The sequence below is a fragment of the Streptomyces sp. NPDC002463 genome, assembly GCF_042889835.1.
Taxonomy (GTDB): Bacteria; Actinomycetota; Actinomycetes; order Streptomycetales; family Streptomycetaceae; genus Streptomyces; species Streptomyces nymphaeiformis.
This window is the reverse complement of sequence record NZ_JBIARL010000028.1, coordinates 64,537-84,378: the sequence shown is the minus strand read 5'-3', so window position 1 is coordinate 84,378 and position 19,842 is coordinate 64,537. Positions and strand designations below refer to the sequence as shown.

Genomic DNA, 19,842 nt, shown 5'->3' with positions numbered 1-19,842 from the left:
CACAACTCCAGCCCCGAGCGCGGCACGATCCGGGCGTTGGGCAGGGCGGGGCGGGGAGGCGGTCGCCGGGGTAGCCGTCGACGCGAGCAGCAGCCGGAATCCGTCCTTTGACCAGCAATAGTTCACCCCGTCACGAACTCCAGCCGGGGAGAATCCGGGGAGAACGAGGGCCCGTTGGGGAGCGGCTGGGGAGAATCGACCGCGTAAACCGGCGTCACCATGAAAGCCCCGGAAACGAGCAAACTCGCAGGTCAGCACGGCCGATACAGCCATCTGTGCAGGTCAGCGTCCCGAGGACGAGGACTTCTTGAAGATCTTCTCGAAGTCGAGGCGGGTGACGGCCTCGACGGTGGAGGAACGCTGCGGCAGCTTGTACTCGGCCAGGGTGTCCAGGGTGCGCGGGTCGAGCAGCTTCAGGAGGAAGCCGCCGAAGGTGCCGCAGACGGTGACCAGACGGCCGCCGGCGTCGAAGGTGACGGTGGCGCACTCGCCGCCGACGGCGGCGATCTTCTCGCTGGTGACCCGCGGGTCGCGCCCGAGCGGCCCGGACCAGGGGTAGGTGCCGCTGCCCGCGCCGTCGGCGTGCATGCCGCTGCGGCCGTTGGGGGCGAGGTACGGGTGCCGGACGGGCCCGTCGCCGGGCACGGGCCGGGCGGTGGCGGGGGCGCCTTCGTAGTGGTCGACGAGGCGGTGGCCGGGGGCGAGGGGTATCTCCTCGGCCTGGGCGACGGGCGCGGAGCCCGCCAGGAGGGTCGCCGCGAGCGCGGCGACCAGCGCGAGCGCGCGTGCTCGTCTGCGGGGCGGTGGGGTGGTCAAAGCGGCTCCTCGGGGTCCTGACGTGTGTCGCGCCGGCGGCAGACGTCAGGGCCGAGTGCGTGAGATGTACATGGAACTGCCCTGTGTTTCACGGGCAGTTCACGGAGGTACACACGCCGAAACGATCACGGTCTGAGGCTGGAGACCACGTCGGCGGTGGCGGCCACGCCGTTGTGGATGGTGGGCGCCATGCTGGTGCCGGCGAGGAAGAAGCCGAGCAGGGCGCAGACGAGGGCGTGGGTGATCTTCAGCCCGCCGGTCCGCAGGAAGATCACGGCCAGCACCAGCAGCAGCAGCACGACAGAAATGGAAACGGCCATCGCTCTCACGTCCCTCCGTCGCCGCACCGGAATTGCGGCGTTCGGGGGACAGTGTGGCGGAATGCGCGATCCGTCCGGGCGTATGGCGGGGCGGCCATACGGGTGAGATTTCGGTCAGGCCGCGGTGGGCAGGCAGTCCTTCCATTCGACCGTACGGTCGCACCAGCGGTTCAGCAGGACGCGGTCGTGACCGACGGCGAGGAGGCCGGCGCCGGTCTCCTCGCGATAGGTCTCGACGGCGGCGACGAGGGCCGCGGTGGTGGAGGCGTCGAGCATGGCGGTCATCTCGTCGCAGATCAGCCAGCGGGGGCGCAGCGTCAGCGCGCGGGCCAGGCAGGCGCGTTGGAGCTGGCCGTCGCTGACCTCGTGGGGGCGGCGGCCGAGGAGGTCGGGGGTGAGGCCGACGGCCGGGGCGAGGGCGGCGACCCGCTCGCGGGCCTCGGTGCGGCGGCCGGTGGCGCGCAGGGGTTCGGCGATCACGTCGGCGAGGGTGAGGCGGGGGTCGGCGGCGGTGCGGGGCTGCTGGAAGACGACGCCGACGGCGGTGCGCCGGGCGCGCGGGGCGCGGTGGCGCCAGGCCCGTACCTCGGTGCCGTCGAGGACGAGGCGGCCCGCGTCGGGGCGGTGGAGGAGGGCGGCGACCCTGGCGAGGGTGGACTTGCCGCAGCCGCTGGGGCCGAGCAGTCCGACGGACTCGCCGGGGGCGACGGTGAGGGAGGCGCCGCGGAAGACGGGGGCGCGGCGCTCGTATCCGGCGGTGACGGAGTCGAGTTCAAGCACGGGGCTGCTCCGGATGGTGGCAGGCGACGCCGGCCGCGGGTTCGGGGCGGATGGCGCAGCGGGCGGTGGCGCGGGGGCAGCGCGGGGCGAAGGCGCAGCCGTCGGGCAGGGCGGAGAGTTCCGGCGGCATGCCGGGGACGGGGGTGAACGCCCGGTCGGGCAGCGCGTCGAGGAGCCCGCGGGCGTAGGGGTGGCGGGGTCCGGTGGGGCCGAAGAAGCGGTGGGCGGGGGCTACTTCGACGATCCGGCCCGCGTACATGACGGCGACGCGGTCGGCGATGCGTGCGGCGGCGGCGAGGTCGTGGGTGATGAGGAGCAGGGCGCGGCCCTCGTCGGCGTGGCGGCGCAGTTCGTCGACGGTGCGGTCGACGAGGTCGCGGTCGAGGCCGGTGGTGGGTTCGTCGGCGAGGAGCAGCCGGGCGTCGCCGATGAGGGCGAGGGCGGTGGCGGCGCGCTGGGCGAGGCCGCCGGAGAGTTCGTGCGGGTACCGGTCGAGGTGTCCGGCGGGGAACGCGGCCCGGTCGGCGGCGTCCTCGGCGGCCTTGCGCCTGGCCCGGCGGGAGGTCCCGGTGAGGGCGCGGACGGTCTCCTCCAGGTGGGACCGCACGGTCCGGACGGGGGTGAGGTGGGCGGCGGGGCTCTGCGGTACGAGGCCGACGCGCCGGCCCCGTACGGTGCGGGCGAGGGTCTTCTCGTCGGCGGCGAGGAGGTCCGTGCCGTCGAGGAACGCCGTACCGGACGTCTCGGCGTTCCCGGGGAGGAGGCCGAGGAGGGCGGAGGCGAGGACGGACTTGCCGCAGCCGCTCTCCCCGACGAGGGCGAGGCACTCCCCCGCCGCGAGGTCGAAGCCGGCGTCGCCGACGGCGGCGACGGTCCGCCCGCCGGGCAGCCGGAAGCGGACGGTGAGGCCGCGGACGCTGAGGACGGCGTCCCCGGCCCGCTCGGCCGTGACGGCCTGAAGGGCGCGTGCGATGCGGGCGGTCACAGGGGCAGCTCCGATCGGCGGCGCGGGTTGAGGCGGTCGCGCCAGACGCCCGCGAGGCCGGCGATGGCGAGGGTGGGGACGATGAGGAGGAGACCGGGGAAGAGGGTGGGCCACCAGTCGCCGGCGAGCAGCGAGGAGCGGGCGTTCTGCACGAGGTTGCCGAGGCTCGCCTGGTGGCTGGGGAGGCCGAGGCCGAGGAACGACAGCGCGGACTCGTGCCACATGGCGTGCGGGACCATGAGGACGGCGGCCAGTCCGGCCTGGGGCAGGACGGCGGGCAGCAGGTGCCGGACGGCGACGCGCCATCGGCTCGCGCCACCGGAGACGGCGGCGTCCACGAACGGCCGGCCGCGCAGCGAGAGGACCTCGGCGCGGACGATCCGGGCGGTGGAGAGCCAGTGGGTGACGGCGACGGAGGCGATGACGGGCCAGACGCCGGGGCGGAAGAGGGCGACGACGAAGATGCCGAGCAGCAGGTGGGGCACGGAGGAGAAGGCGTCGACCAGCCGCATGAGGGTGCGGTCGGTCCAGCCGCCGAGGGCTCCGGCCGCAGCTCCGACGGCGGTGCCGACGACGGTGGCCACGAGTGCGGCGACGAGGCCGACGAGGAGCGAGATCCGCAGGCCGTGGATGCAGCGCAGGAGGAGGTCGCGGCCGAGGTCGTCGGTGCCGAAGGGGTGGTCCCAGGACGGCGGGAGGAGTTTGCGGGAGAGGTCGACGGCCTGCTCGTCGAGCTGCACGAGCGGGGGCACGAGGAGCACGGCGAGGACGAGGACGGCGACGGTGCCGGCGGAGGTCCGGAGCCGCAGCCGGTGGGTGCGCGGGTCAGCCATCGAAGCCCGCCCTCGGGTCGGCGAGTCCGTACAGCAGGTCGGAGAGGAGGTTGCCGAGGAGGACGGCGGCGGTGGCGAGGACGGTGAGGGCGGCGAGCAGCGGGAAGTCGACGGAGGTGGCGGCGGTGACGGTGGCGGCGGCGATGCCGGGCCAGCTGAAGACGGTCTCCACCAGGAGGGCTCCGGTGATGAGTTCGGGGACGCGGGAGCCGACGAGGGTGAGCATGGGGAGCATGCCGGAGCGGAGGGCGTGGCCGGTGAGGACGGTGCGTTCGCGCAGGCCGCGGGCGCGGGCGCCGCGCACGGGGTCCTCGTCGAGCGCGTCGCCGACGCCCTGGCGGACGTACAGGAAGAACCAGGGCAGCTGGGAGAGGCCGAGGACGAGCGCGGGCAGCACGAGGTGGCGGGCCACCTGACCGGCGGTGACGGTGTCGCTGCCGGTGTCGGTGAGCCCGCCGGCGGGCAGGACGCCGAGCTTCAGGGCGAAGAACCAGACGGCGAGGAGGCCGAGCCAGAAGGCGGGGGCGGCTTCCAGGGTGTACGCGGCGGAGCTGACGGCCCGGTCGAGGAGGCCGCCGCGGCGGCGTCCCGCGAGGACGCCGAGCAGGGTGCCGAGGGCGAGGGCCACGGCGAAGGCGGTGGCGGCGAGGAGGACGGACCAGCCGAGGCGTTCGCCGATGACCTCGGTGACGGGGCGGCGCAGCACGGCGGAGTCGCCGAGGTCGCCGGTGAGGGCCGAGGTGAGCCACTCCCACCAGCGGGTGAGGAGGGGCCGGTCGACGCCGAGGTTGGCGCGGAGCTGGTCGAGGTTCTGCTGCGAGGCGGTGAGTCCGGCGGTGCCGGCGTAGGCCTTGACGGGGTCGAAGGGGGAGGCTTCGGCGACGGCGAACACCGCCAGGGTGACGCCGAGGAGGACGGGTACGGCGGCGAGTGCCCGCCGCCCCGTCATCCGGGCCATGGCCCCCCAGGGGAGGCGGCGGGTCACTTCTTCGGCTTCCAGTCCTCGACGTTCCACCAGGGGCCGGAGGCGAGGCCGTGGTCGTGGGGTTCGGTCTGGGTGCCGGGTCCGTCCCAGGCGTCGTTCATGACGTAGAGGTGGTCGATGTGGGTGAGGAAGGTGTAGCCGGGGTTCTTGGCCAGTTCGCGCTGGACGGTGTCGTACGCGGCGCGCCGCTTGCCGGGGTCGTCGGTGCGGCGGCCGTCCTCCAGGGCGCGGTCGACGGTCGGGTTGTCGTACCGGGCCATGTTGTTGAAGCCGTCGCCGGCGAGGGTGGACTTCAGCAGGAGGTACTGGTCGAAGTCCGGGTCGCCGGGCGAGCCGCCGCCCGCGAGGACGGCGTCGGTCTTCATGCGGGGTTCGATGACCTCCCAGGTGCCCGCCTGGGTGGTGATGTCGAGGCCGGCCTTCTTGGCGTCGGAGGCGTAGGCGAGGGCGTGGTCCTGGCGGAGCTTGTCGCCGGAGAGGTACCAGAGGGGGAAGGCGGCGCGGACGCCGTTCCTGACGCGGATGCCGTCGGGGCCGGGCTTCCAGCCGGCCTCGTCGAGGATCTTCCGCGCGCCGTCGAGGTCGTGGCGCCGTTCGGTGCCCTTCGCGAACCAGGGGCTGTCGGTGGGGACGGGTCCGTAGGCGGGCTTTCCGGCGCCTTCGAGGATCTTGTCGACCATGGCCTGCCGGTCGACGGCGAGGTCGAGGGCGCGGCGGACGGCGGTGTCGCCCGCGACCTGGTTGCGGGTGGGCAGGGTGACCGTGCGGTAGTCGAAGGTCTTCGCCGTCCACGTCTTCTTCACCCGGTCGCCCTTGAAGCCGGCGGCGAGGTTGGGCGGGAGGACGGCGCCGTCGAGGTCGCCGGCGCGCAGGCGGGTGGCGCGGACGTCGTCGTCCTTGATGATCGCCATGGTGAACCTCTTCACCGCGGGCGCGCCGTTCCAGTAGCGGGGGTTGGCGGCGAAGGTGAGCTTCTCGCCCTTGGACCAGCCGGTGAGGACGTACGGCCCGGTGCCGATCGGCTTGTGGGTGAAGGCGCCGGTGTTGACGTCCTGCTCCGCGGTGACGTGCTCGGGGGCGATGGCGTGGACGGTGCGCTGGGCGAAGGGCGCGTAGGGGTACTTGAGCCGGAAGACGACGGTGCCGTCGCCGACGGCCTCGACGCTCTCGAGGGCGTCGAGTTCGGTGCGGGAGGGGTTGTTCGTCCTCGGGTCGAGGATCGTCCGGTAGGTGTGGACGACGTCCTTCGCGGTGAAGGGGACGCCGTCGCTGAAGGTGACGCCCTTGCGGAGGGTGTACGTGTAGGTGAGGCCGCCGTCGCTGACGCGCGGCAGCCGCACGGCGAGGGCGGGTTTCAGCCTCATGTCGGCGTCGAAGGCGAGGAGCCCGTCGAAGATCTTGGAGTTGCCGTCCTTGCCGTAGCCGAGGAGGGGGCTGAGGGTCTCGGGCTCGTAGGCGATGCCGACGACCGCGGAATCCCTGGGTCCGCCGGAGCCGCCGGCGGTGGAGCCGGGATTCGTGCAGGCCGCGACGGCGAGGGCGAGCGCCCCTGTGAGTATCGCGGCGGTCGCTCGGCGGACGGATCGGGCGGCCAAGGTGTCCACACCCCTCTTGAAGATCAACTGTTATTGCGAACAGCTCGCAATTAAACAATATGTAAAGGGGTGCGGACACAGGGGCCCCTTACCTGGGTGCGATCAGGCGCTGCACCCGGGTGCGGGCGGATCCCTTACGCGGGCGCCTGAAGGTCCATCAGGTCGGCGATCACGTCCTGGTGCCGGCCCGTCGAACCGAGCGCGATCTGGTCGGACTTGGCCCGCTTCAGCGCCAGGTGCGCCGGGTGCTCCCAGGTCATCCCGATCCCGCCGTGCAGCTGCACGCACTCCTCCGCGGCGCGCACCGCCGTCCTGGAGCAGTACGCCTGGGCGACCGCCACGGTCAGCGGGGCGTCCGGGCTGCCGGTGGCGAGGGCGTCGGCGGCCGCGCGGGCCACCGCCCTGGCCCCGACGAGGTCCAGCCAGAGCTGCGCCATGCGGTGCTTGAGGGCCTGGAAGGAGCCCACGGGCCGGTTGAACTGATGGCGCTCGCGGGTGTACCGGACGGTCTCCTCCAGACACCACTCCGCGAGGCCGAGCTGCTCGGAGGCGAGCAGTCCGCCCCCCGCGAGCAGCCCGCGCCGGACGGCCGCACGGGCCGCGTCGCCGTCGGCGAGCCGGGTGCCGCTCCCGGGCTCCGTGGTGACGCGGGCCAGGGGACGGGTGAGGTCGAGCGGGGTCTGCGGCTCGACCGTCGCCTCTCCGGCCGGTACGGCGTACAGGCCGTCGGCGCGCGGCACGAGCAGGACGTCGGCGACGACGGCGTCGGCCACGCCCGCGACGGTGGGACCGGGTCGCGGCTCGACGCCCGGCGCGGTCGACAGCGGCACCGCGAGGACCGCGACGCGCTCGCCGGAGGCGAGTGCGGCGAGCAGCTCCGCCGCCGGGTCGCTCTCCCCCGCGAGGGCGAGCAGCGTCTCCGTGGCGACCACCGCGCTCGTGAGGTACGGCAGCGGCGTCACCGCGCGGCCCAGCTCCTCCAGGACCACGGCGGCCTCGCGGTGGCTCGCGCCCTGGCCGCCGAGGGCCTCGGGCACGAGGAGCCCCGCGGCGCCGATGTCGCCCGCGAGGGACTTCCAGAGACCGGGGACGTAGGGGCTGTCCGTCTCGATCCGGTCGAGGAGGGTCTGGTGGCCGGCCCGGTCGGCGAGCAGCGCACGGACGGCCGCCCGCAGGTCGTCCTCGGTCTCGGAGTACAGCAGATCGGTCTGTGCCGTCATCGGGTCAGGTCCTTCCAGGCGACGTCCTTGTCGTTGCGGGGCTCCGAGGGCAGGCCGAGGACCCGCTCGGCGACGATGTTGAGGAGCACCTCGCTGGTCCCGCCCTCGATCGAGTTGCCCTTGGAGCGCAGATACCTGTATCCGGCGTCCCGGCCGGTGAAGTCGACGAGTTCGGGGCGACGCATCTCCCACTCTCCGTACAACAGGCCTTCTTCGCCGAGGAGTTCGACCTCCAGGCCACTGATGGCCTGGTTGAGCCGGGCGAAGCCGAGCTTCATGGCGCTGCCCTCGGGGCCGGGCTGTCCGGCGACGAGCTGCTGGCGGAGGCGCTCGCCGGTGAGCCGGGCGACCTCGGCGTCGACCCAGAGGTCGAGGAGGCGGCGGTGCAGTTCACGGGTGCGCAGCTCGGGGCGCTCGCGCCAGGTCGCGGCGAGCTTCCCGATCATGCCGCCCTCGCGGGGGATGCGGGCGCCGCCGATGGAGACCCGCTCGTTCATGAGGGTGGTCTGGGCGACCCGCCAGCCGTCGCCGACCTCGCCGAGGCGGTGGGCGTCGGGGATGCGGACGCCGGTGAGGAAGACCTCGTTGAACTCGGCCTCGCCGGTGATCTGGCGCAGCGGCCTGACCTCCACGCCGGGGTCGGTCATGTCGCAGACGAAGTAGGTGATGCCCCGGTGCTTGGGCGCCTCCGGGTCGGTGCGGGCGATGAGGATGGCCCAGCGGGCGATGTGCGCGCTGGAGGTCCACACCTTCTGCCCGTCGATCACCCAGTCCTCGCCGTCCCGTACGGCACGGGTGCCGAGGGCGGCGAGGTCGGAGCCCGCTCCGGGCTCGCTGAAGAGCTGGCACCAGACCTCCTCGCCGACCCAGAGGGGCCGCAGGAAGCGGGACCTGACCTCTTCGGAGCCGTACGCGAGGAGGGTGGGGGCGGCCATGCCGAGGCCGATGCCGATCCGGCGCGGGTCGTTGTCGGGGGCGCCCGCGGCGGCGAGTTCGGCGTCGACGACGGCCTGGAGGGCGCGGGGCGCGTCGAGTCCGCCGAGGCCGACCGGGTAGTGCACCCAAGCGAGTCCGGCGTCGAAGCGGGCCTTGAGGAAGTCGGTGCGGTCGGTCGTGGCCGGCGGATGCTCGGCGAGCAACTGTCGTGTGCGGGTGCGGAGTTCCTCGGCGTCGGTCATGCGTGGGCTCCTTCCGGGAGGACGACCAGACGGCCGGTGGTGGTGCCGTCGGCGACGCGCTGGACGGCGTCGGCCGCACGGGCGAAGGGGACGCGTTCGCCGATGAGCGGCTTGATGAGCCCCTTGGCGGCGTAGCCGGTCAGGGTCTCGTGGCAGCGGGCGATCGAGGCCGGGTCCTTCGCCGCGTACAGGCCCCAGTGGAGGCCGAGGATCGAGTAGTTCTTCACCAGGGCGTGGTTCAGGGCGGGAGCGGGGACGGTGCCGCTCGCGAAGCCGACGATCACGATCCGGCCCTCGAAGGCGACGCACTTGGCGGACTGCTGGTAGGCCTCGCCGCCGACCGGGTCGTAGATCACGTCCGCGCCGCGGCCGCCGGTGGCCGCCTTGACGGCGGCGACGACGTCCTCGGAGCGGCGGTCGATCACCAGGTCGCAGCCGAGGGCGCGGGCGACGGCCGCCTTCTCGGGGCCGCCGACGACGCCGATGACGGTGGCGCCGGCCGCCTTGCCGAGCTGGACGGCGGCGCTGCCGACGCCACCCGCCGCCGCGTGGACGAGGAGGGTCTCGCCCTCCTTCAGGGCGGCGCGGCGGTGCAGGCCGAACCATCCCGTCTGATAGCCGATGTGCAGGGCGGCGGCCTCGGCGTCGTCGAGCGCGTCCGGGGCGGGCAGGAGTCCGGCGGCGTCGGCGAGGGCGTACTCGGCGAAGCCGCCGTGCGGGAGGGCCGCGGTGGTGATGACGCGACGCCCGTCCCCGGTCTCGGCGCAGACCTCGACGCCGGGGGTGAAGGGCAGCGGGGGCCGCACCTGGTAGTGGCCGCGGCAGAGCAGCGCGTCGGGGAAGTTGACGTTCGCGGCGCGGACGCGGAGGAGGACCTGGCCTTCGCCGGGCGCGGGCGGTTCCACCTCCTCGCGGCGCATCACCGCGCCCGGTTCGCCGTTCTCGTGCACACGCCATGCCTGCATCCGGAATGCCTCCTCCGTACCGAGTGGTCGGTGGCATACTAAGCGGTCGCTTGCCCTGGGGGAACGGCTCAGCCGGACTTCTTGGGGCGCGCCCTGACGTGCATGCGCTCCCCCTGCGGCCCGAACAGGCTCAGGAACTCCACCGGCCCCTCGGCCGTCGGCCCGAACCAGTGCGGGACGCGCGTGTCGAACTCGGCGGCCTCGCCGGCGGTCAGGACGACGTCATGCTCGCCCAGGACGAGCCGGAGCCTGCCGGAGAGCACGTACAGCCATTCGTACCCCTCGTGCACCCGGGGCTCCGGGCTGTCGTACGGCTTCTCCTGGATCACCTTGTACGCCTGGAGCCCGCCGGGCTGCCGGGTCAGCGGGTACATCGTCCGGCCGTGGCGCACGATGGGCTTCGCCCTGACCCGGGGGTCGCCCACCGGCGGGGCGCCGACCAGCTCGTCCAGGGGGACCTGGTGGGCGCGGGCGAGCGGCAGGAGCAGTTCGAGGCTGGGCTTGCGCCGGCCGGACTCCAGCCGGGAGAGGGTGCTCACGGAGATCCCCGTGGCGGCCGAGAGGTCGGCGAGGGTCACCCCCCGGTCACGGCGGACGCGGCGGAGCCGGGGGCCGACCTCGGTCAGTACGGCGTCGATGCGGTCGTCTTCGGTCATGGCACCAGTCTTGCAGAACCGGCAAGATTTCTTGCGATCACGGCTGGCTCCGACCGAGTCTCGACGTATGAACGCACAGACGGACGACAGGTACGACGCGGCACTGCTCGACGCGGCCGGGGTCGAGGTCGTGGCCGGGGAGGTCGCCGGGCTCGCCGTCGAGGACGACCGGCCGAGGCGATCGGCGACGAGCTGCTGCTCGTGGATCCGGAGGCGGAGACGGCCCGTCGGCCGGCCGGATGAATGAGGGCGGTTGGGGCTGCGTCACGCGGGCCCAAGGGTGAGGATCGGCCATGGTGACCACAATCGGCCACGTACGACATAAGGACGGGACACCTCCATGCTCGGTACGCAGTTCACCAAGGGCTCCCCCAACTGGCTCGACCTCGGCAGCCCCGACACGGAGGCCGCCGCCGCGTTCTACGGCGCAGTCTTCGGCTGGGACTTCCGGTCGGCGGGTCCGGACGCCGGAGGCTACGGCTTCTTCCAGCAGGACGGCGCCACGGTCGCCGCGCTGGGGCCGCTCGACGAGGGCGCGCACAGCGCCTGGACGGTCTACTTCCAGACCCCGGACGCGAGCGCCACCCAGAAAGCCTCGGAGGCCGCGGGCGGCACCACGCGCACCGAGGCCTTCGACGTCATGGACGCGGGCCGCATGGCCAACCTCACCGACCCGGCGGGCGCCGAGTTCGCCGTCTGGCAGCCCGGGACGGTGCAGGGCCTGGAGAAGACCTCCTCCCCCAACACCCTCCTCTGGGCCGAACTCCACGTCCCCGAACCGGAGTCCACGCTCGGCTTCTACAAGTCCCTGTTCGACTGGCGCTGGGCGCAGATGGACGCCCCCGGCATGACCTACCGCGTCATCTCCACCGCCGAGGGCGACCAGGAGGACGCCTCCTTCGGCGGCGCGGCGGAGGCACAGGAAGGGATGAAGCCGTCCTGGGTCCCGTACTTCGCGGTCGAGGACGCCGACGCGACCTCCCGCTCGGTCCAGGGCAACGGCGGCCAGGTCCTGATGCCCGCCGCCGACATCCCCGACGTCGGCCGCATCGCCTGGCTCGCGGACCCCTTCGGCGCGATCTTCGCGGTCCTGAAGCCGTCACCGAGGATGTGACCGGCCGGTCTGCTGTTCCTGGCGGTGGCCGGGGTTTCCCGCGCCGGCCACCGCGGGCGGTGATCCCGTGGGATCCGCACGTGTCGGGCAGGGTACGGCTCCCGACGCGTGCGGGCTGTCAGCACTGCCAGGAACAGACCGCCTCCATGCACATCCCGCAGGCGAACACGTAGGCACAGCCGGTGCCGAAGTACGGGGGTCCTTCCTGATCCCGCTTGTCCTCGAACTGGGCGACGAAGTCCATGACACGTCCGCAGGAAGGACAGGACGGCGTCTCGTCCTGCTGCAACCAGTCGGGCCGACCACCGAGTTGGCCCAGCACGGGAAAGTTCACGGTGCTCGCAGCGTCCTTGTGCTCAGGGACGTCCACGCAGAACGTGGTGAGCGCGGTGGCTGCCGCCAAGCTCGTGCGCCCGTCGTCCGGCGCCGCATGCGGAGTCAGCCCCCGGGCGGAAAAGACGCGAGCCCGATTGGCTCCGGCCCACGGATGCCGCTCCTCGCATTCCCCGGGACTGTTGCGGCACATGAAGACGCACACGACGTGATCGCGCAGATCCAGATGCGCCAGAAACAGCATGGGCCGCTCGCACGAGGAGCACAGCGGCCATCTGAACGTCGGTGGAGCCAGGGGGAGGCCTCCCCAGCGGGAGACCGGTGCCGTAGGCGCGGTCCTTCCGCCGGAGAGCAACGACGTCGTCACCCTCACAAGATAGACCGCGCGGCGACGACCGCAGAGTCGCGACGCGGGCCGTTGCGCGGCCCTGGTCGGACGGCCGGGCAGGGGTCAGTACGTCACGGTGATGCGTCGTGCCGGGCCGTCCACTCGGACCAGGCCCCCGTAGAGGATCACCAGTTGGGGATCGGTGTGCCCGAGGTCGACGTCGAAGACCGCCATGGTCCGTGGGGCGTAGGTCGCCGGCGCGCGCAGCACCGCCTCGCGCTGCTGCGCGGTGTCACGTTCGATCTCGCGGTCGGCCATCAGCAGCCAGGAGAGGATCTCCGGATTGCCGCCCCAGGCCCGGCCCTCGACCGTGCGCTCGGGTCGGTGCCAGATCCAGCCGTCCGCGGGCTCGGAGCCGGGTTCCGCGTCGAACGTGGCCGGTTCCGCCCAGTCGCGGTCGGTCTTCGGCGTCACGGTACCGCTCGGCGGGGCGGAGTTCGTAGGGGCCGCGGGTGAACAGGGCCGCGCGTACGGAGTCGGCGGTCAGGGGGTGAAGTGTGTACGGACGGCCGGACTCGGTCATCAGGCAGCCCCGTGGTAACCGACGATGCCCGGGTTCCGCAGCAACATCAGCAGATTGATGTTGTCGCTGGTGCCGAAGAAAGGCTTGGGGTGGGCACGGATCAGCTCTCGGTCGAGCAGCGGGAGCACGGTGAGCTGGTCGTCGCCGCCGATGCACGCCAGGTCCCCCGCCCCGTGCAGGACCGCGTCGGCGCTGACGATGTCTGCTCCCCGGCCGGCCGCCGGCGGACGGCTCACAGGCCGGGGAGCACGCACTCAGCGGGCGAAGAGTTCGAACGTCACCGCCGGGCGGTCGCCGAAGCGGGCGGAGGCTCGGGACGTCGCCGTGGTGAGGAAGTCGCGGACGTAGGCCTCCGGGTCCTCGTCCGTCAGGGCCTCGATGTAGGCGCGGTGGCAGAGGAGGGAGCGGATCGCGCGGTCCAGGCCGGGGGTCGCGTCGGCCGCGTGGGTCGGGGTGCTGGAGGCGGCCACCGCCACCCAGCGGACGCCGTTCCAGGGGGCGAGGCCCTGTTCCTCGGTCAGTTCGGGGAAGATCCAGCGGTTGCCCGCGTCGGCCGCCGCGTCCAGGGTGGCGCGCCCGACGGCCAGGTGGTCGGGGGTGTTCCAGGGGGCGCCCGGGCCCCCGCCCCAGGTGTCGCGGTGGTTGAGGGTGATCACGAGCTCCGGGCGGTGGCGCCGGATCGCGGCCGCGATGTCACGGCGCAGGCCGAGGCCGTACTCGATCACGCCGTCGCGGTGGTCGAGGAACTCGACCGTGTCCACGCCGACGACAGCGGCGCTGTCCCGCTGCTCCTGCTCGCGGAGCGGGCCGCAGACGTCGGGGGCGAGGGTGTCGATGCCGGCCTCGCCTCGGGTCGCGAGGACGTACGTGACCTCCTTCCCCTCGTCCGTCCAGGCGGCGATCGCGGCCGCGCAGCCGTACTCCAGGTCGTCGGGGTGGGCGACGACGCACAGCGCGCGCTGCCAGTCGCCGGGCATCTCCAGGAGGTTCTCGTTGTCGATCATGAGCGCAGGATACGGGCGGCGTCCGACGCCGTGGGGCGGAACGCTCCGGCCAGGATGACCGAGCGTGAGATGTGGCGCGGGCGGTCGGGGTTGAGGCCGCGCCGGTCCGCGAGGGCGACCGCGAGCCGCTGGGCGCGGACGAGGGCCGCGACCGGGTCGATCGCGTCGGCGGCGAACAGCGCGCCCGTGGACTCCACTTCGTCGCGGAGACCGGACGGCTCCGGGCCGATGCAGCAGACCAGGCTCGCACGGTCGCTGATGCTGATCGGGCCGTGGCGGTACTCCATCGCCGCGTACGACTCCGTCCAGGCGCGGGCCACTTCGCGGAGCTTCAGCGCCGCCTCGTCGGCGAGCCCGACGGTCCAGCCGGTGCCGAGGAAGGTGAACTGGCCGCGCCGCTCCCAGGCGGCGGGCAGCTGCTCGTACAGGACGAGTTCGGCGTCGGCGATCGCGGGCCCGAGGTCCACCCCGAGCCCCGCGCGCAGGAGTTGGAGGGCGGTGGTGGCGAACCGGGTCTGGACGACGGAGAGTTCGTCGGCGAAGCCGAGGTCGACGATCCGGTCCGCGAGCCGCCCGGCGGGGCTGTCGGGGACGCCGGTGACCACGAGCGTCGGGACGCGGCCGGCGGCGCCGGCGAGCAGGTCCACGACCTCCGTGGTGATGCCGGAGCGGGTGAGGGCGACGATCCGGTCGTAGCCGCGGCCGAGCGGGGTCGCGTCGGAGGCGGGGAACGCGTCGGTCTCGCCCGCGCCGAGGGACTCCCGCAGGGCCGCGTAGGCGCGGGCGATGAAGTACGAGGTGCCGCAGCCGACGACCGCGACGCGCTCGCCCCGGGCGGGCAGCAGGGCGGCGTCGCGGTCGGCGATCTCGGCGGCGCGGCGCCAGCAGTCGGGCTGGCCGGCGATCTCCGCGCTGACGTGGGTGCTCATGGTCCGGGTCCTCTCCTCACAGGGGCCCTCGCGGGTCCGGACCGAGTTGTATCCGTGCGCGAGCAGAGCACACCATGAGCAATTCGTGCTCAATGCTTGGACTTTTCACACGGCTCCCCGGGCCCGCCCGCCGCAGGAGGCCCGGACCACGAGGCGCGGTCGCAGCTGCACCTGGTGGAGCGGGGCCGCGTCCCCCTCGGCGAGCCGCCGGAGCAGGATCTGCGCGGCGAGGCGGCCGAGCTGGTACTTGGGCGGCGAGACGGCCGTCAGCGGGGTCTCCGCGACATCGGCGAACTCGTTGTCGTAGCTGATCAGGGCCAGGTCCTCGGGCACCCGAACCCCGGCGCGGCGGGCCGCCCCGAGCATCAGGGCGGCCTCCCGGTCGCCGAAGCAGAGCGCGCCGGTGACACCGGAGGCGCGCAGTGCGGCGAGCGCCCGGTCGGCGCGGTCCGGGTCCCAGCGGGCCATCACGTCCCGCTCGTACGCGGGGGCCTCGGGCAGTCCGAGGTCGCTCAGCGCGCGGGCGAAGCCGGACTCGATGGGCGCGGTGGTGGGCGCGTCGGTGCGGGCGACGAGCCCGAGCCGCTCGTGGCCGAGGGCCCGCAGATGCCGCACGGCGTCGTAGGCGCCGCCCTCGTGGTCGGTGCACACGTGCTCGGTGGGGTCGCCGGGTCCGTGGGCGGCGAGCCGGCGCTCGACGAGGACGGCGGGGACGGGCAGGGCGAGGAGCTCCTCGGCGCGCCGTCCCGGGTCGGTCGCGGTGTGCAGGCTGGGGACGAGGAGCAGTCCGTGGACCCCGGCGGAGAGGAGCCGTTCGACGGCGGCGTCCTCCTCGTCGGGGTCGTAGTGCGAGCAGGCGAGGACGAGCCGGGCGCCGGCCGCCGCGAGTTCCTTCTCGATGCCCTGGAGGACGCGCGGGTAGTAGAAGGTGGTGTCGGGGACGAGGACGCCGACGATCCGGCGGTCGGACCGGTCCCGCTCGGGCCGGTGGGCGGAGAAGGTGCCCGCGCCCTGGCGCCGTTCGACGAGCCCCAGGGCGACCAGGTCCTCGTAGGCGCGGCGGACGGTGGTGACGGAGAGGCCGGTCTCGGTGGCGAGGGCCCGCTCGGTGGGGAGCTTGCTGCCGGGGGGCCAGGTGCCGTCGAGGATGCCGCGCCGCAGCTCCGCCATGAGGGCCCGGAACTTCAGCTCCCGGCCGGAGGCCGGTGTCTCGTGTGCCGCCATCCGGGCCCCTTCGCGCAGGCCGGGGCTCGTGCCCCGGTGTCATTGCTGATCGATTGCGCGGCGAATCCTATGACCTGTGCTCTCAGATCTCTCCCCGCGCGAGGGAGAGGAGCCGGTCGAGGACGCGCGGTCCGCCGGCCCGCACCCCGTCGTGCTCGAACTCGTCGGTCACCCAGGTCCGCAGGCCGCGTACGGCACGCGCGGTCTCCAGGGAGTGGGCGGTGTCGACGTACATGTCGTCGTGGTAGACGGCGGCCGCCACCGGGACCTCGTTGGCGGCGAGGCGCTCCGGGTCGTACAGCGGGGTCCAGTCGGTGCGCGCGGCGAGCAGTTCGGCGGTCTCGCGGAGCGGGCGCAGGGCGGGGTCGGTGGTGAAGTGCCAGGGGTGGACGGTCTCGCCGGTGAAGAGCAGCGGCGCGCCCTCGGCGAGGGCCGTGCGGGCGTCGAACTCGGGGTGCTCGGCGCGGACCCGCTCGGCGGCCCAGTCGGTGGGGCCCTGGCCCTGGGCGTAGATGGCCTCGTGGAGCACGGCGTAGAGCGGGTGTCCGGCGTACGAGAGGTGGGCCTGGACCTGTTCGAGGAACGCGTCGGAGAGCGCGGGTCCGCCCGGGGTGGGCACGAAGGCGCCCTCCAGGAGCAGATGGAGCTGGTGGGTGCCCTCGCCGGAGCCGAGGAGGATGCCGAGGGACTGGAAGGCCTCGACGGTGAGGAGGCCGCCGCCGGGGAGGGTGACCTCGTGGTCGAGGAGGTGGGCGGCGATCGCGTTGACCCGTTCGGCGTCCTGGGGGTGGCGGGCGAAGTGGGCCTCGTTCTTCCGCCGGATACGGGGGTAGGCGGCGCGGTAGACCTCGTCGGCGGTCGCGTCCAGGGAGGGCAGGCCGCCGGTGATGAGGACCCGTTCCAGGCCTTCGGGGGCGGTGGAGAGGTAGTGGGTGGCGCAGAAGCCGCCGAAGCTCTGGCCGAGGACGGTCCAGGGGGCGCCACCGGTGAGCCGGCGCCGGATCAGCTCGCAGTCCTTGACGATGGAGTCGGCGCGGAAGTGGGCCAGGTAGTCCGCCTGCTCGGCCGGGCCGCCGCGCAGCGGCAGGGTCTGGCGGTTGGCGGGGGTGGAGCGGCCGGTGCCGCGCTGGTCGAGGAGGAGGACGCGGAACTCCTGCACGGCGCGGCCCAGCCAGGCCTGCGGGCCGATGAAGCGGCGGGCGCCGAAGCCGGGGCCGCCCTCCAGGTAGACCAGCCAGGGCAGCTGCTCGTGGCCGGAGCGGGCCTTGTCGCTCGCGACGACCTCACGGCCGAAGACCTCGATGCGCTCGCCGTCGGGGCGGGTGTGGTCGAGGGGGACGGGGAAGCGGTGGTCGGTGAGGACGAGCCCCGGCTGGCGGTAGGTGGTCAACGCTGCTCCTGCTCCTGTTCGTACGCCCCCGCGAGGAGATTGGATCACACGGCGGGGAGGCTATCCGGGACGGGAGCGTGCCGCCGCGGTCAGCCGGTCGAGAGGACCGCGATCACGTTGCCCGCCGGGTCCGTGAACCAGGCGATGGCGGGGCCGTGTCCGTCGCGCACGACGCCCTTCTCGTCGGCCTCGAAGCCCTCGTAGCGTTCGAACGTCACTCCGCGCCCCGTCAGCTCGTCGACGGCCCGGTCCACGTCGTCGACCTCGAAGTTGAGGATCGTGAAGGTGGCGGGGGTGTGGTTCTCCTTGGGATAGACGAAGACCCGCGCCCCGCCCGGCAGGGTGAGGTTGAGCATCCGCATCCCCTCGGGGCCGGTGTCCTCCACCCGCAGGCCGAGGACGTCGCCGTAGAAGCGGCGTGCGGCGTCGAGGTCGTCGACCGAGAAGCCGCTGTACGCCGTGGACTCGCCGAACATGACGTGCTCCCTTCCGGGGGCCTGACCTGCCAGGCACCCCTTCCAGGATCCTCCGGCTCCGCCGCGCCGTCCGCTCAGGGAGCGATCGGCAGCTGCCGCTTGTGCTCGGTGAGCTCGTAGCGGCGGACGATCGTGGCGTAGGCGGCCTCCGCGACCGGCTTGCCCTCCAGGAAGTCGTCGATGTCGTCGTAGGTGACGCCGAGCGCGTCCTCGTCGGCCTTGCCCGGGTCGAGGGTCTCCAGGTCGGCCGTGGGGGTCTTCCACACCAGCTCGGCCGGGGCGCCCAGCTCGTCGGCGATCGCGCGGACGCGGCGCTTGGTGAGGCCGGTCAGCGGGACGACGTCGGCGGCGCCGTCGCCGAACTTGGTGAAGAAGCCGGAGACGGCCTCGGCGGCGTGGTCGGTGCCGACGACGAGTCCGTCGTGGGCGCCGGCGACCGCGTACTGGGCGATCATCCGCTGCCGGGCCTTGATGTTGCCGTGCACGAAGTCCTGGTGGTGGGCGTCGCGGAAGGTCACGCCGCCGGCGAGGGAGGCCTCCAGGGCCGCGTCACTGGCCGCCTTGACGTCCACGGTGAGGACCCGGTCGGCGCGGATGAAGCCGAGGGCGGTCTGCGCGTCGCGCTCGTCGGCCTGGACGCCGTACGGCAGGCGCATCGCGTAGAAGGTGGCGTCGTGGCCGGCGGCGCGGGCCCGCTCCACGGCGAGCTGGCAGAGCCGCCCGGCGGTGGTGGAGTCGACGCCTCCGCTGATGCCGAGGACGAGGGAGCGCAGTCCGGTGGAGGTGAGCCGCTCGGTGAGGAAGGCCACCCGGCGCTCGATCTCCGCCTTCGGGTCGAAGGTCTCGGCGACCTGGAGGTCCCGGGCGATCTGCAGCTGGAGGGCGGTGGACGCCGGGTCGGTCACGGAGGTCTCCTCATCAGGTCGGTCGGCGGTGTACCCGCTGGTTGCGGGGGTGCACCGGGGTCGACTCTACGCGCCCGCCGACCGGGCTTCGGACGCCTCCGGGGTGCACAGCACCTCGACCCGCTGGACGAGGTTGTTGGCGAAGCCGCCGCGGTTCCAGGGCGGCGCCAGCGGCTGGACGTTCCCGGCGGCGTCGGTGGCCCGGACGGTCAGGTGGCGCAGTCCCGGCGTCGCGGTCCAGGTGGTGCGCCAGGCGGACCAGGCCCAGGGGTGCGCGGGGTCCCGTGCGATCTCGGCGTCGCTCCAGGCCGCGCCGCCGTCCTCGCTGACCTCGACGCGGGTCACCGGGCCGTACCCGGACCAGGCGCGCCCGGTGAGCGGCACGGGGCCCGGGCGGACGACGCGGGTGCGGGACATGAAGTCGGGGAAGCCCGGCGGCATCATCAGGGCCCGGGGCGCGATGAGCGTGACGGGCTCCCCCGGTTCGTCCGCGTCCCGGCGCAGGCGGTAGGCGACGCTCTGCTGGAAGCCGGTGTACGGGGTGTCGGTGAGCGTGATGTCGTGGAGCCACTTCACGTGCGCCATGCCGTACCAGCCGGGGACGACGAGCCGGAGCGGGCTGCCGTGCTGCGGCGGCAGGGGCGCGCCGTTCATCGCGTACGCGACGAGGACGTCCCGGGCGGGGTCGGCGGCCGTGGCCAGGGGGAGGCTGCGGCGGTAGTCCTGCTCGACGCCGCGCTCGACCCCGTGGTCGGCGCCGGTGAAGACCGCCTCGGCCGCGTCCTCGGCGATGCCCGCCTCCGCGAGCAGGTCGGCGAGCGGGACGCCGGTCCAGTCCGCGGTCCCGACCGCCTCGACCAGCCAGGGCTGGCTGACGGGGCGGGGGGTGAGCCGGGCGCGGCCGTTCCCGGCGCACTCCAGGGTCACCCGGCGGGTGACGGCGGGCCGGGCGCGGAGCGCCGCCAGGTCCAGGTCGAGCGTCCGCAGGACCCGGCCGCCGACGGTGAGCCGCCAGCCGTCCGCGTCGGTGGCGGGGATGTCGTAGTGGACGAGGACGTAGTGGAGACCGGGCGGGGTGACGTCGTACCGCAGGGCTTCGAGGGGCAGCCCGTGGTTCCGGGCGGCGAGGGCGAGCTCCTGCGCGGTGACACCCTCCTCGGGACCGGCCACGCGCCCCGGTGTGCTGATGTCACCCAGACCACTCAGGGATCCGTCCATGCCCT

20 protein-coding genes and 2 pseudogenes are annotated in these 19,842 nt (G+C 73.6%); 2 read left to right on the top strand and 20 right to left on the bottom strand.

What is annotated here, in order from left to right:
• Window positions 1–297: 297 nt before the first annotated feature.
• The 11 genes and pseudogenes from ACFYX3_RS37420 to ACFYX3_RS37370 all read right to left on the bottom strand — a co-directional run.
• A pseudogene (locus tag ACFYX3_RS37420) lies at window positions 298–816 on the bottom strand (hypothetical protein); the annotation flags it as partial.
• A gap of 125 nt (window positions 817–941) precedes the next feature.
• Window positions 942–1,136 (bottom strand): hypothetical protein, encoded by a 195-nt coding sequence (locus ACFYX3_RS37415; protein WP_116157458.1) that lies wholly within the window; start codon window positions 1,134–1,136, stop codon window positions 942–944.
• A 114-nt stretch (window positions 1,137–1,250) separates the two neighbouring features.
• A complete protein-coding gene (locus tag ACFYX3_RS37410; protein WP_389023691.1) occupies window positions 1,251–1,916 on the bottom strand; it encodes an ABC transporter ATP-binding protein in 666 nt (221 codons plus the stop codon).
• Entirely contained in the window at window positions 1,909–2,901 is a 993-nt protein-coding gene (locus ACFYX3_RS37405) for an ABC transporter ATP-binding protein (RefSeq protein WP_389023688.1), read from the bottom strand. The genes ACFYX3_RS37410 and ACFYX3_RS37405 overlap by 8 nt, the downstream gene beginning before the upstream one ends.
• Entirely contained in the window at window positions 2,898–3,734 is an 837-nt protein-coding gene (locus ACFYX3_RS37400) for an ABC transporter permease (protein ID WP_389023685.1), read from the bottom strand. The genes ACFYX3_RS37405 and ACFYX3_RS37400 overlap by 4 nt, the downstream gene beginning before the upstream one ends.
• A complete protein-coding gene (locus tag ACFYX3_RS37395) occupies window positions 3,727–4,719 on the bottom strand; it encodes an ABC transporter permease (protein WP_389023682.1) in 993 nt (330 codons plus the stop codon). The genes ACFYX3_RS37400 and ACFYX3_RS37395 overlap by 8 nt, the downstream gene beginning before the upstream one ends.
• On the bottom strand, window positions 4,716–6,314 hold the full coding sequence (locus ACFYX3_RS37390) for an ABC transporter substrate-binding protein (protein ID WP_389023679.1): 1,599 nt from the start codon (window positions 6,312–6,314) through the stop codon (window positions 4,716–4,718). Before ACFYX3_RS37390 ends, ACFYX3_RS37395 begins: the two co-directional genes overlap by 4 nt.
• 134 nt (window positions 6,315–6,448) lie before the next feature.
• Window positions 6,449–7,534: an acyl-CoA dehydrogenase family protein gene (locus tag ACFYX3_RS37385; RefSeq protein ID WP_389023675.1), complete on the bottom strand. Its 1,086-nt coding sequence runs from the start codon at window positions 7,532–7,534 to the stop codon at window positions 6,449–6,451.
• On the bottom strand, window positions 7,531–8,712 hold the full coding sequence (locus ACFYX3_RS37380) for an acyl-CoA dehydrogenase family protein (protein ID WP_389023672.1): 1,182 nt from the start codon (window positions 8,710–8,712) through the stop codon (window positions 7,531–7,533). Before ACFYX3_RS37380 ends, ACFYX3_RS37385 begins: the two co-directional genes overlap by 4 nt.
• On the bottom strand, window positions 8,709–9,677 hold the full coding sequence (locus ACFYX3_RS37375) for an NADPH:quinone oxidoreductase family protein (protein WP_389023669.1): 969 nt from the start codon (window positions 9,675–9,677) through the stop codon (window positions 8,709–8,711). Before ACFYX3_RS37375 ends, ACFYX3_RS37380 begins: the two co-directional genes overlap by 4 nt.
• Window positions 9,678–9,745: 68 nt before the next feature.
• Window positions 9,746–10,333, bottom strand: a complete 588-nt coding sequence (locus ACFYX3_RS37370; protein WP_382662283.1) for a helix-turn-helix domain-containing protein — start codon at window positions 10,331–10,333, stop codon at window positions 9,746–9,748.
• A gap of 67 nt (window positions 10,334–10,400) precedes the next feature.
• On the opposite strand from ACFYX3_RS37370, the gene ACFYX3_RS37365 reads away from it, so the two are divergent.
• Both ACFYX3_RS37365 and ACFYX3_RS37360 read left to right on the top strand, forming a co-directional pair.
• The gene (locus ACFYX3_RS37365) at window positions 10,401–10,580 is read left to right on the top strand and encodes a hypothetical protein (protein ID WP_389023666.1); all 180 of its coding nucleotides are present in this window, start codon (window positions 10,401–10,403) and stop codon (window positions 10,578–10,580) included.
• A 93-nt stretch (window positions 10,581–10,673) separates the two neighbouring features.
• On the top strand, window positions 10,674–11,447 hold the full coding sequence (locus tag ACFYX3_RS37360; RefSeq protein WP_376589970.1) for a VOC family protein: 774 nt from the start codon (window positions 10,674–10,676) through the stop codon (window positions 11,445–11,447).
• A gap of 118 nt (window positions 11,448–11,565) precedes the next feature.
• On the opposite strand, the gene ACFYX3_RS37355 is transcribed toward ACFYX3_RS37360, so the two are convergent.
• The 9 genes and pseudogenes from ACFYX3_RS37355 to ACFYX3_RS37315 form a co-directional block, all read right to left on the bottom strand.
• On the bottom strand, window positions 11,566–12,024 hold the full coding sequence (locus ACFYX3_RS37355; protein ID WP_389023663.1) for a hypothetical protein: 459 nt from the start codon (window positions 12,022–12,024) through the stop codon (window positions 11,566–11,568).
• 207 nt (window positions 12,025–12,231) lie between these two features.
• Window positions 12,232–12,903 (bottom strand): annotated as a pseudogene (locus ACFYX3_RS37350) (LD-carboxypeptidase); the annotation flags it as partial.
• 42 nt (window positions 12,904–12,945) lie between these two features.
• Complete coding sequence (locus ACFYX3_RS37345; RefSeq protein WP_389023660.1) at window positions 12,946–13,695, bottom strand: PIG-L deacetylase family protein; 750 nt, start codon at window positions 13,693–13,695, stop codon at window positions 12,946–12,948.
• Window positions 13,692–14,624, bottom strand: a complete 933-nt coding sequence (locus tag ACFYX3_RS37340; RefSeq protein ID WP_389023657.1) for an SIS domain-containing protein — start codon at window positions 14,622–14,624, stop codon at window positions 13,692–13,694. The genes ACFYX3_RS37345 and ACFYX3_RS37340 overlap by 4 nt, the downstream gene beginning before the upstream one ends.
• A 105-nt stretch (window positions 14,625–14,729) precedes the next feature.
• Window positions 14,730–15,848: a GntR family transcriptional regulator gene (locus ACFYX3_RS37335; RefSeq protein WP_389023654.1), complete on the bottom strand. Its 1,119-nt coding sequence runs from the start codon at window positions 15,846–15,848 to the stop codon at window positions 14,730–14,732.
• A gap of 82 nt (window positions 15,849–15,930) precedes the next feature.
• Window positions 15,931–17,238 (bottom strand): alpha/beta fold hydrolase, encoded by a 1,308-nt coding sequence (locus ACFYX3_RS37330; RefSeq protein ID WP_389023651.1) that lies wholly within the window; start codon window positions 17,236–17,238, stop codon window positions 15,931–15,933.
• A gap of 89 nt (window positions 17,239–17,327) precedes the next feature.
• On the bottom strand, window positions 17,328–17,714 hold the full coding sequence (locus ACFYX3_RS37325; RefSeq protein ID WP_389023648.1) for a VOC family protein: 387 nt from the start codon (window positions 17,712–17,714) through the stop codon (window positions 17,328–17,330).
• Window positions 17,715–17,788: 74 nt separating this feature from the next.
• Window positions 17,789–18,619 (bottom strand): ammonia-dependent NAD(+) synthetase, encoded by an 831-nt coding sequence (gene nadE / locus ACFYX3_RS37320; protein ID WP_389023645.1) that lies wholly within the window; start codon window positions 18,617–18,619, stop codon window positions 17,789–17,791.
• A gap of 66 nt (window positions 18,620–18,685) precedes the next feature.
• The gene (locus ACFYX3_RS37315) at window positions 18,686–19,837 is read right to left on the bottom strand and encodes a sulfite oxidase (RefSeq protein ID WP_389023642.1); all 1,152 of its coding nucleotides are present in this window, start codon (window positions 19,835–19,837) and stop codon (window positions 18,686–18,688) included.
• Window positions 19,838–19,842 lie beyond the last annotated feature (5 nt).

Bases quoted from the DNA above. Each gene is read 5' to 3' on its own strand.
- ACFYX3_RS37355 (WP_389023663.1), bottom strand. From the start codon at position 12,024: ATGCTGTTTCTGGCGCATCTGGATCTGCGCGATCACGTCGTGTGCGTC.
- ACFYX3_RS37365 (WP_389023666.1), top strand. From the start codon at position 10,401: ATGAACGCACAGACGGACGACAGGTACGACGCGGCACTGCTCGACGCG.
- ACFYX3_RS37400 (WP_389023685.1), bottom strand. From the start codon at position 3,734: ATGGCTGACCCGCGCACCCACCGGCTGCGGCTCCGGACCTCCGCCGGC.
- ACFYX3_RS37385 (WP_389023675.1), bottom strand. From the start codon at position 7,534: ATGACGGCACAGACCGATCTGCTGTACTCCGAGACCGAGGACGACCTG.
- ACFYX3_RS37360 (WP_376589970.1), top strand. From the start codon at position 10,674: ATGCTCGGTACGCAGTTCACCAAGGGCTCCCCCAACTGGCTCGACCTC.
- ACFYX3_RS37375 (WP_389023669.1), bottom strand. From the start codon at position 9,677: ATGCAGGCATGGCGTGTGCACGAGAACGGCGAACCGGGCGCGGTGATG.
- ACFYX3_RS37370 (WP_382662283.1), bottom strand. From the start codon at position 10,333: ATGACCGAAGACGACCGCATCGACGCCGTACTGACCGAGGTCGGCCCC.
- ACFYX3_RS37340 (WP_389023657.1), bottom strand. From the start codon at position 14,624: ATGAGCACCCACGTCAGCGCGGAGATCGCCGGCCAGCCCGACTGCTGG.
- ACFYX3_RS37325 (WP_389023648.1), bottom strand. From the start codon at position 17,714: ATGTTCGGCGAGTCCACGGCGTACAGCGGCTTCTCGGTCGACGACCTC.
- ACFYX3_RS37380 (WP_389023672.1), bottom strand. From the start codon at position 8,712: ATGACCGACGCCGAGGAACTCCGCACCCGCACACGACAGTTGCTCGCC.
- ACFYX3_RS37415 (WP_116157458.1), bottom strand. From the start codon at position 1,136: ATGGCCGTTTCCATTTCTGTCGTGCTGCTGCTGCTGGTGCTGGCCGTG.
- ACFYX3_RS37315 (WP_389023642.1), bottom strand. From the start codon at position 19,837: ATGGACGGATCCCTGAGTGGTCTGGGTGACATCAGCACACCGGGGCGC.
- ACFYX3_RS37345 (WP_389023660.1), bottom strand. From the start codon at position 13,695: ATGATCGACAACGAGAACCTCCTGGAGATGCCCGGCGACTGGCAGCGC.
- ACFYX3_RS37335 (WP_389023654.1), bottom strand. From the start codon at position 15,848: ATGGCGGCACACGAGACACCGGCCTCCGGCCGGGAGCTGAAGTTCCGG.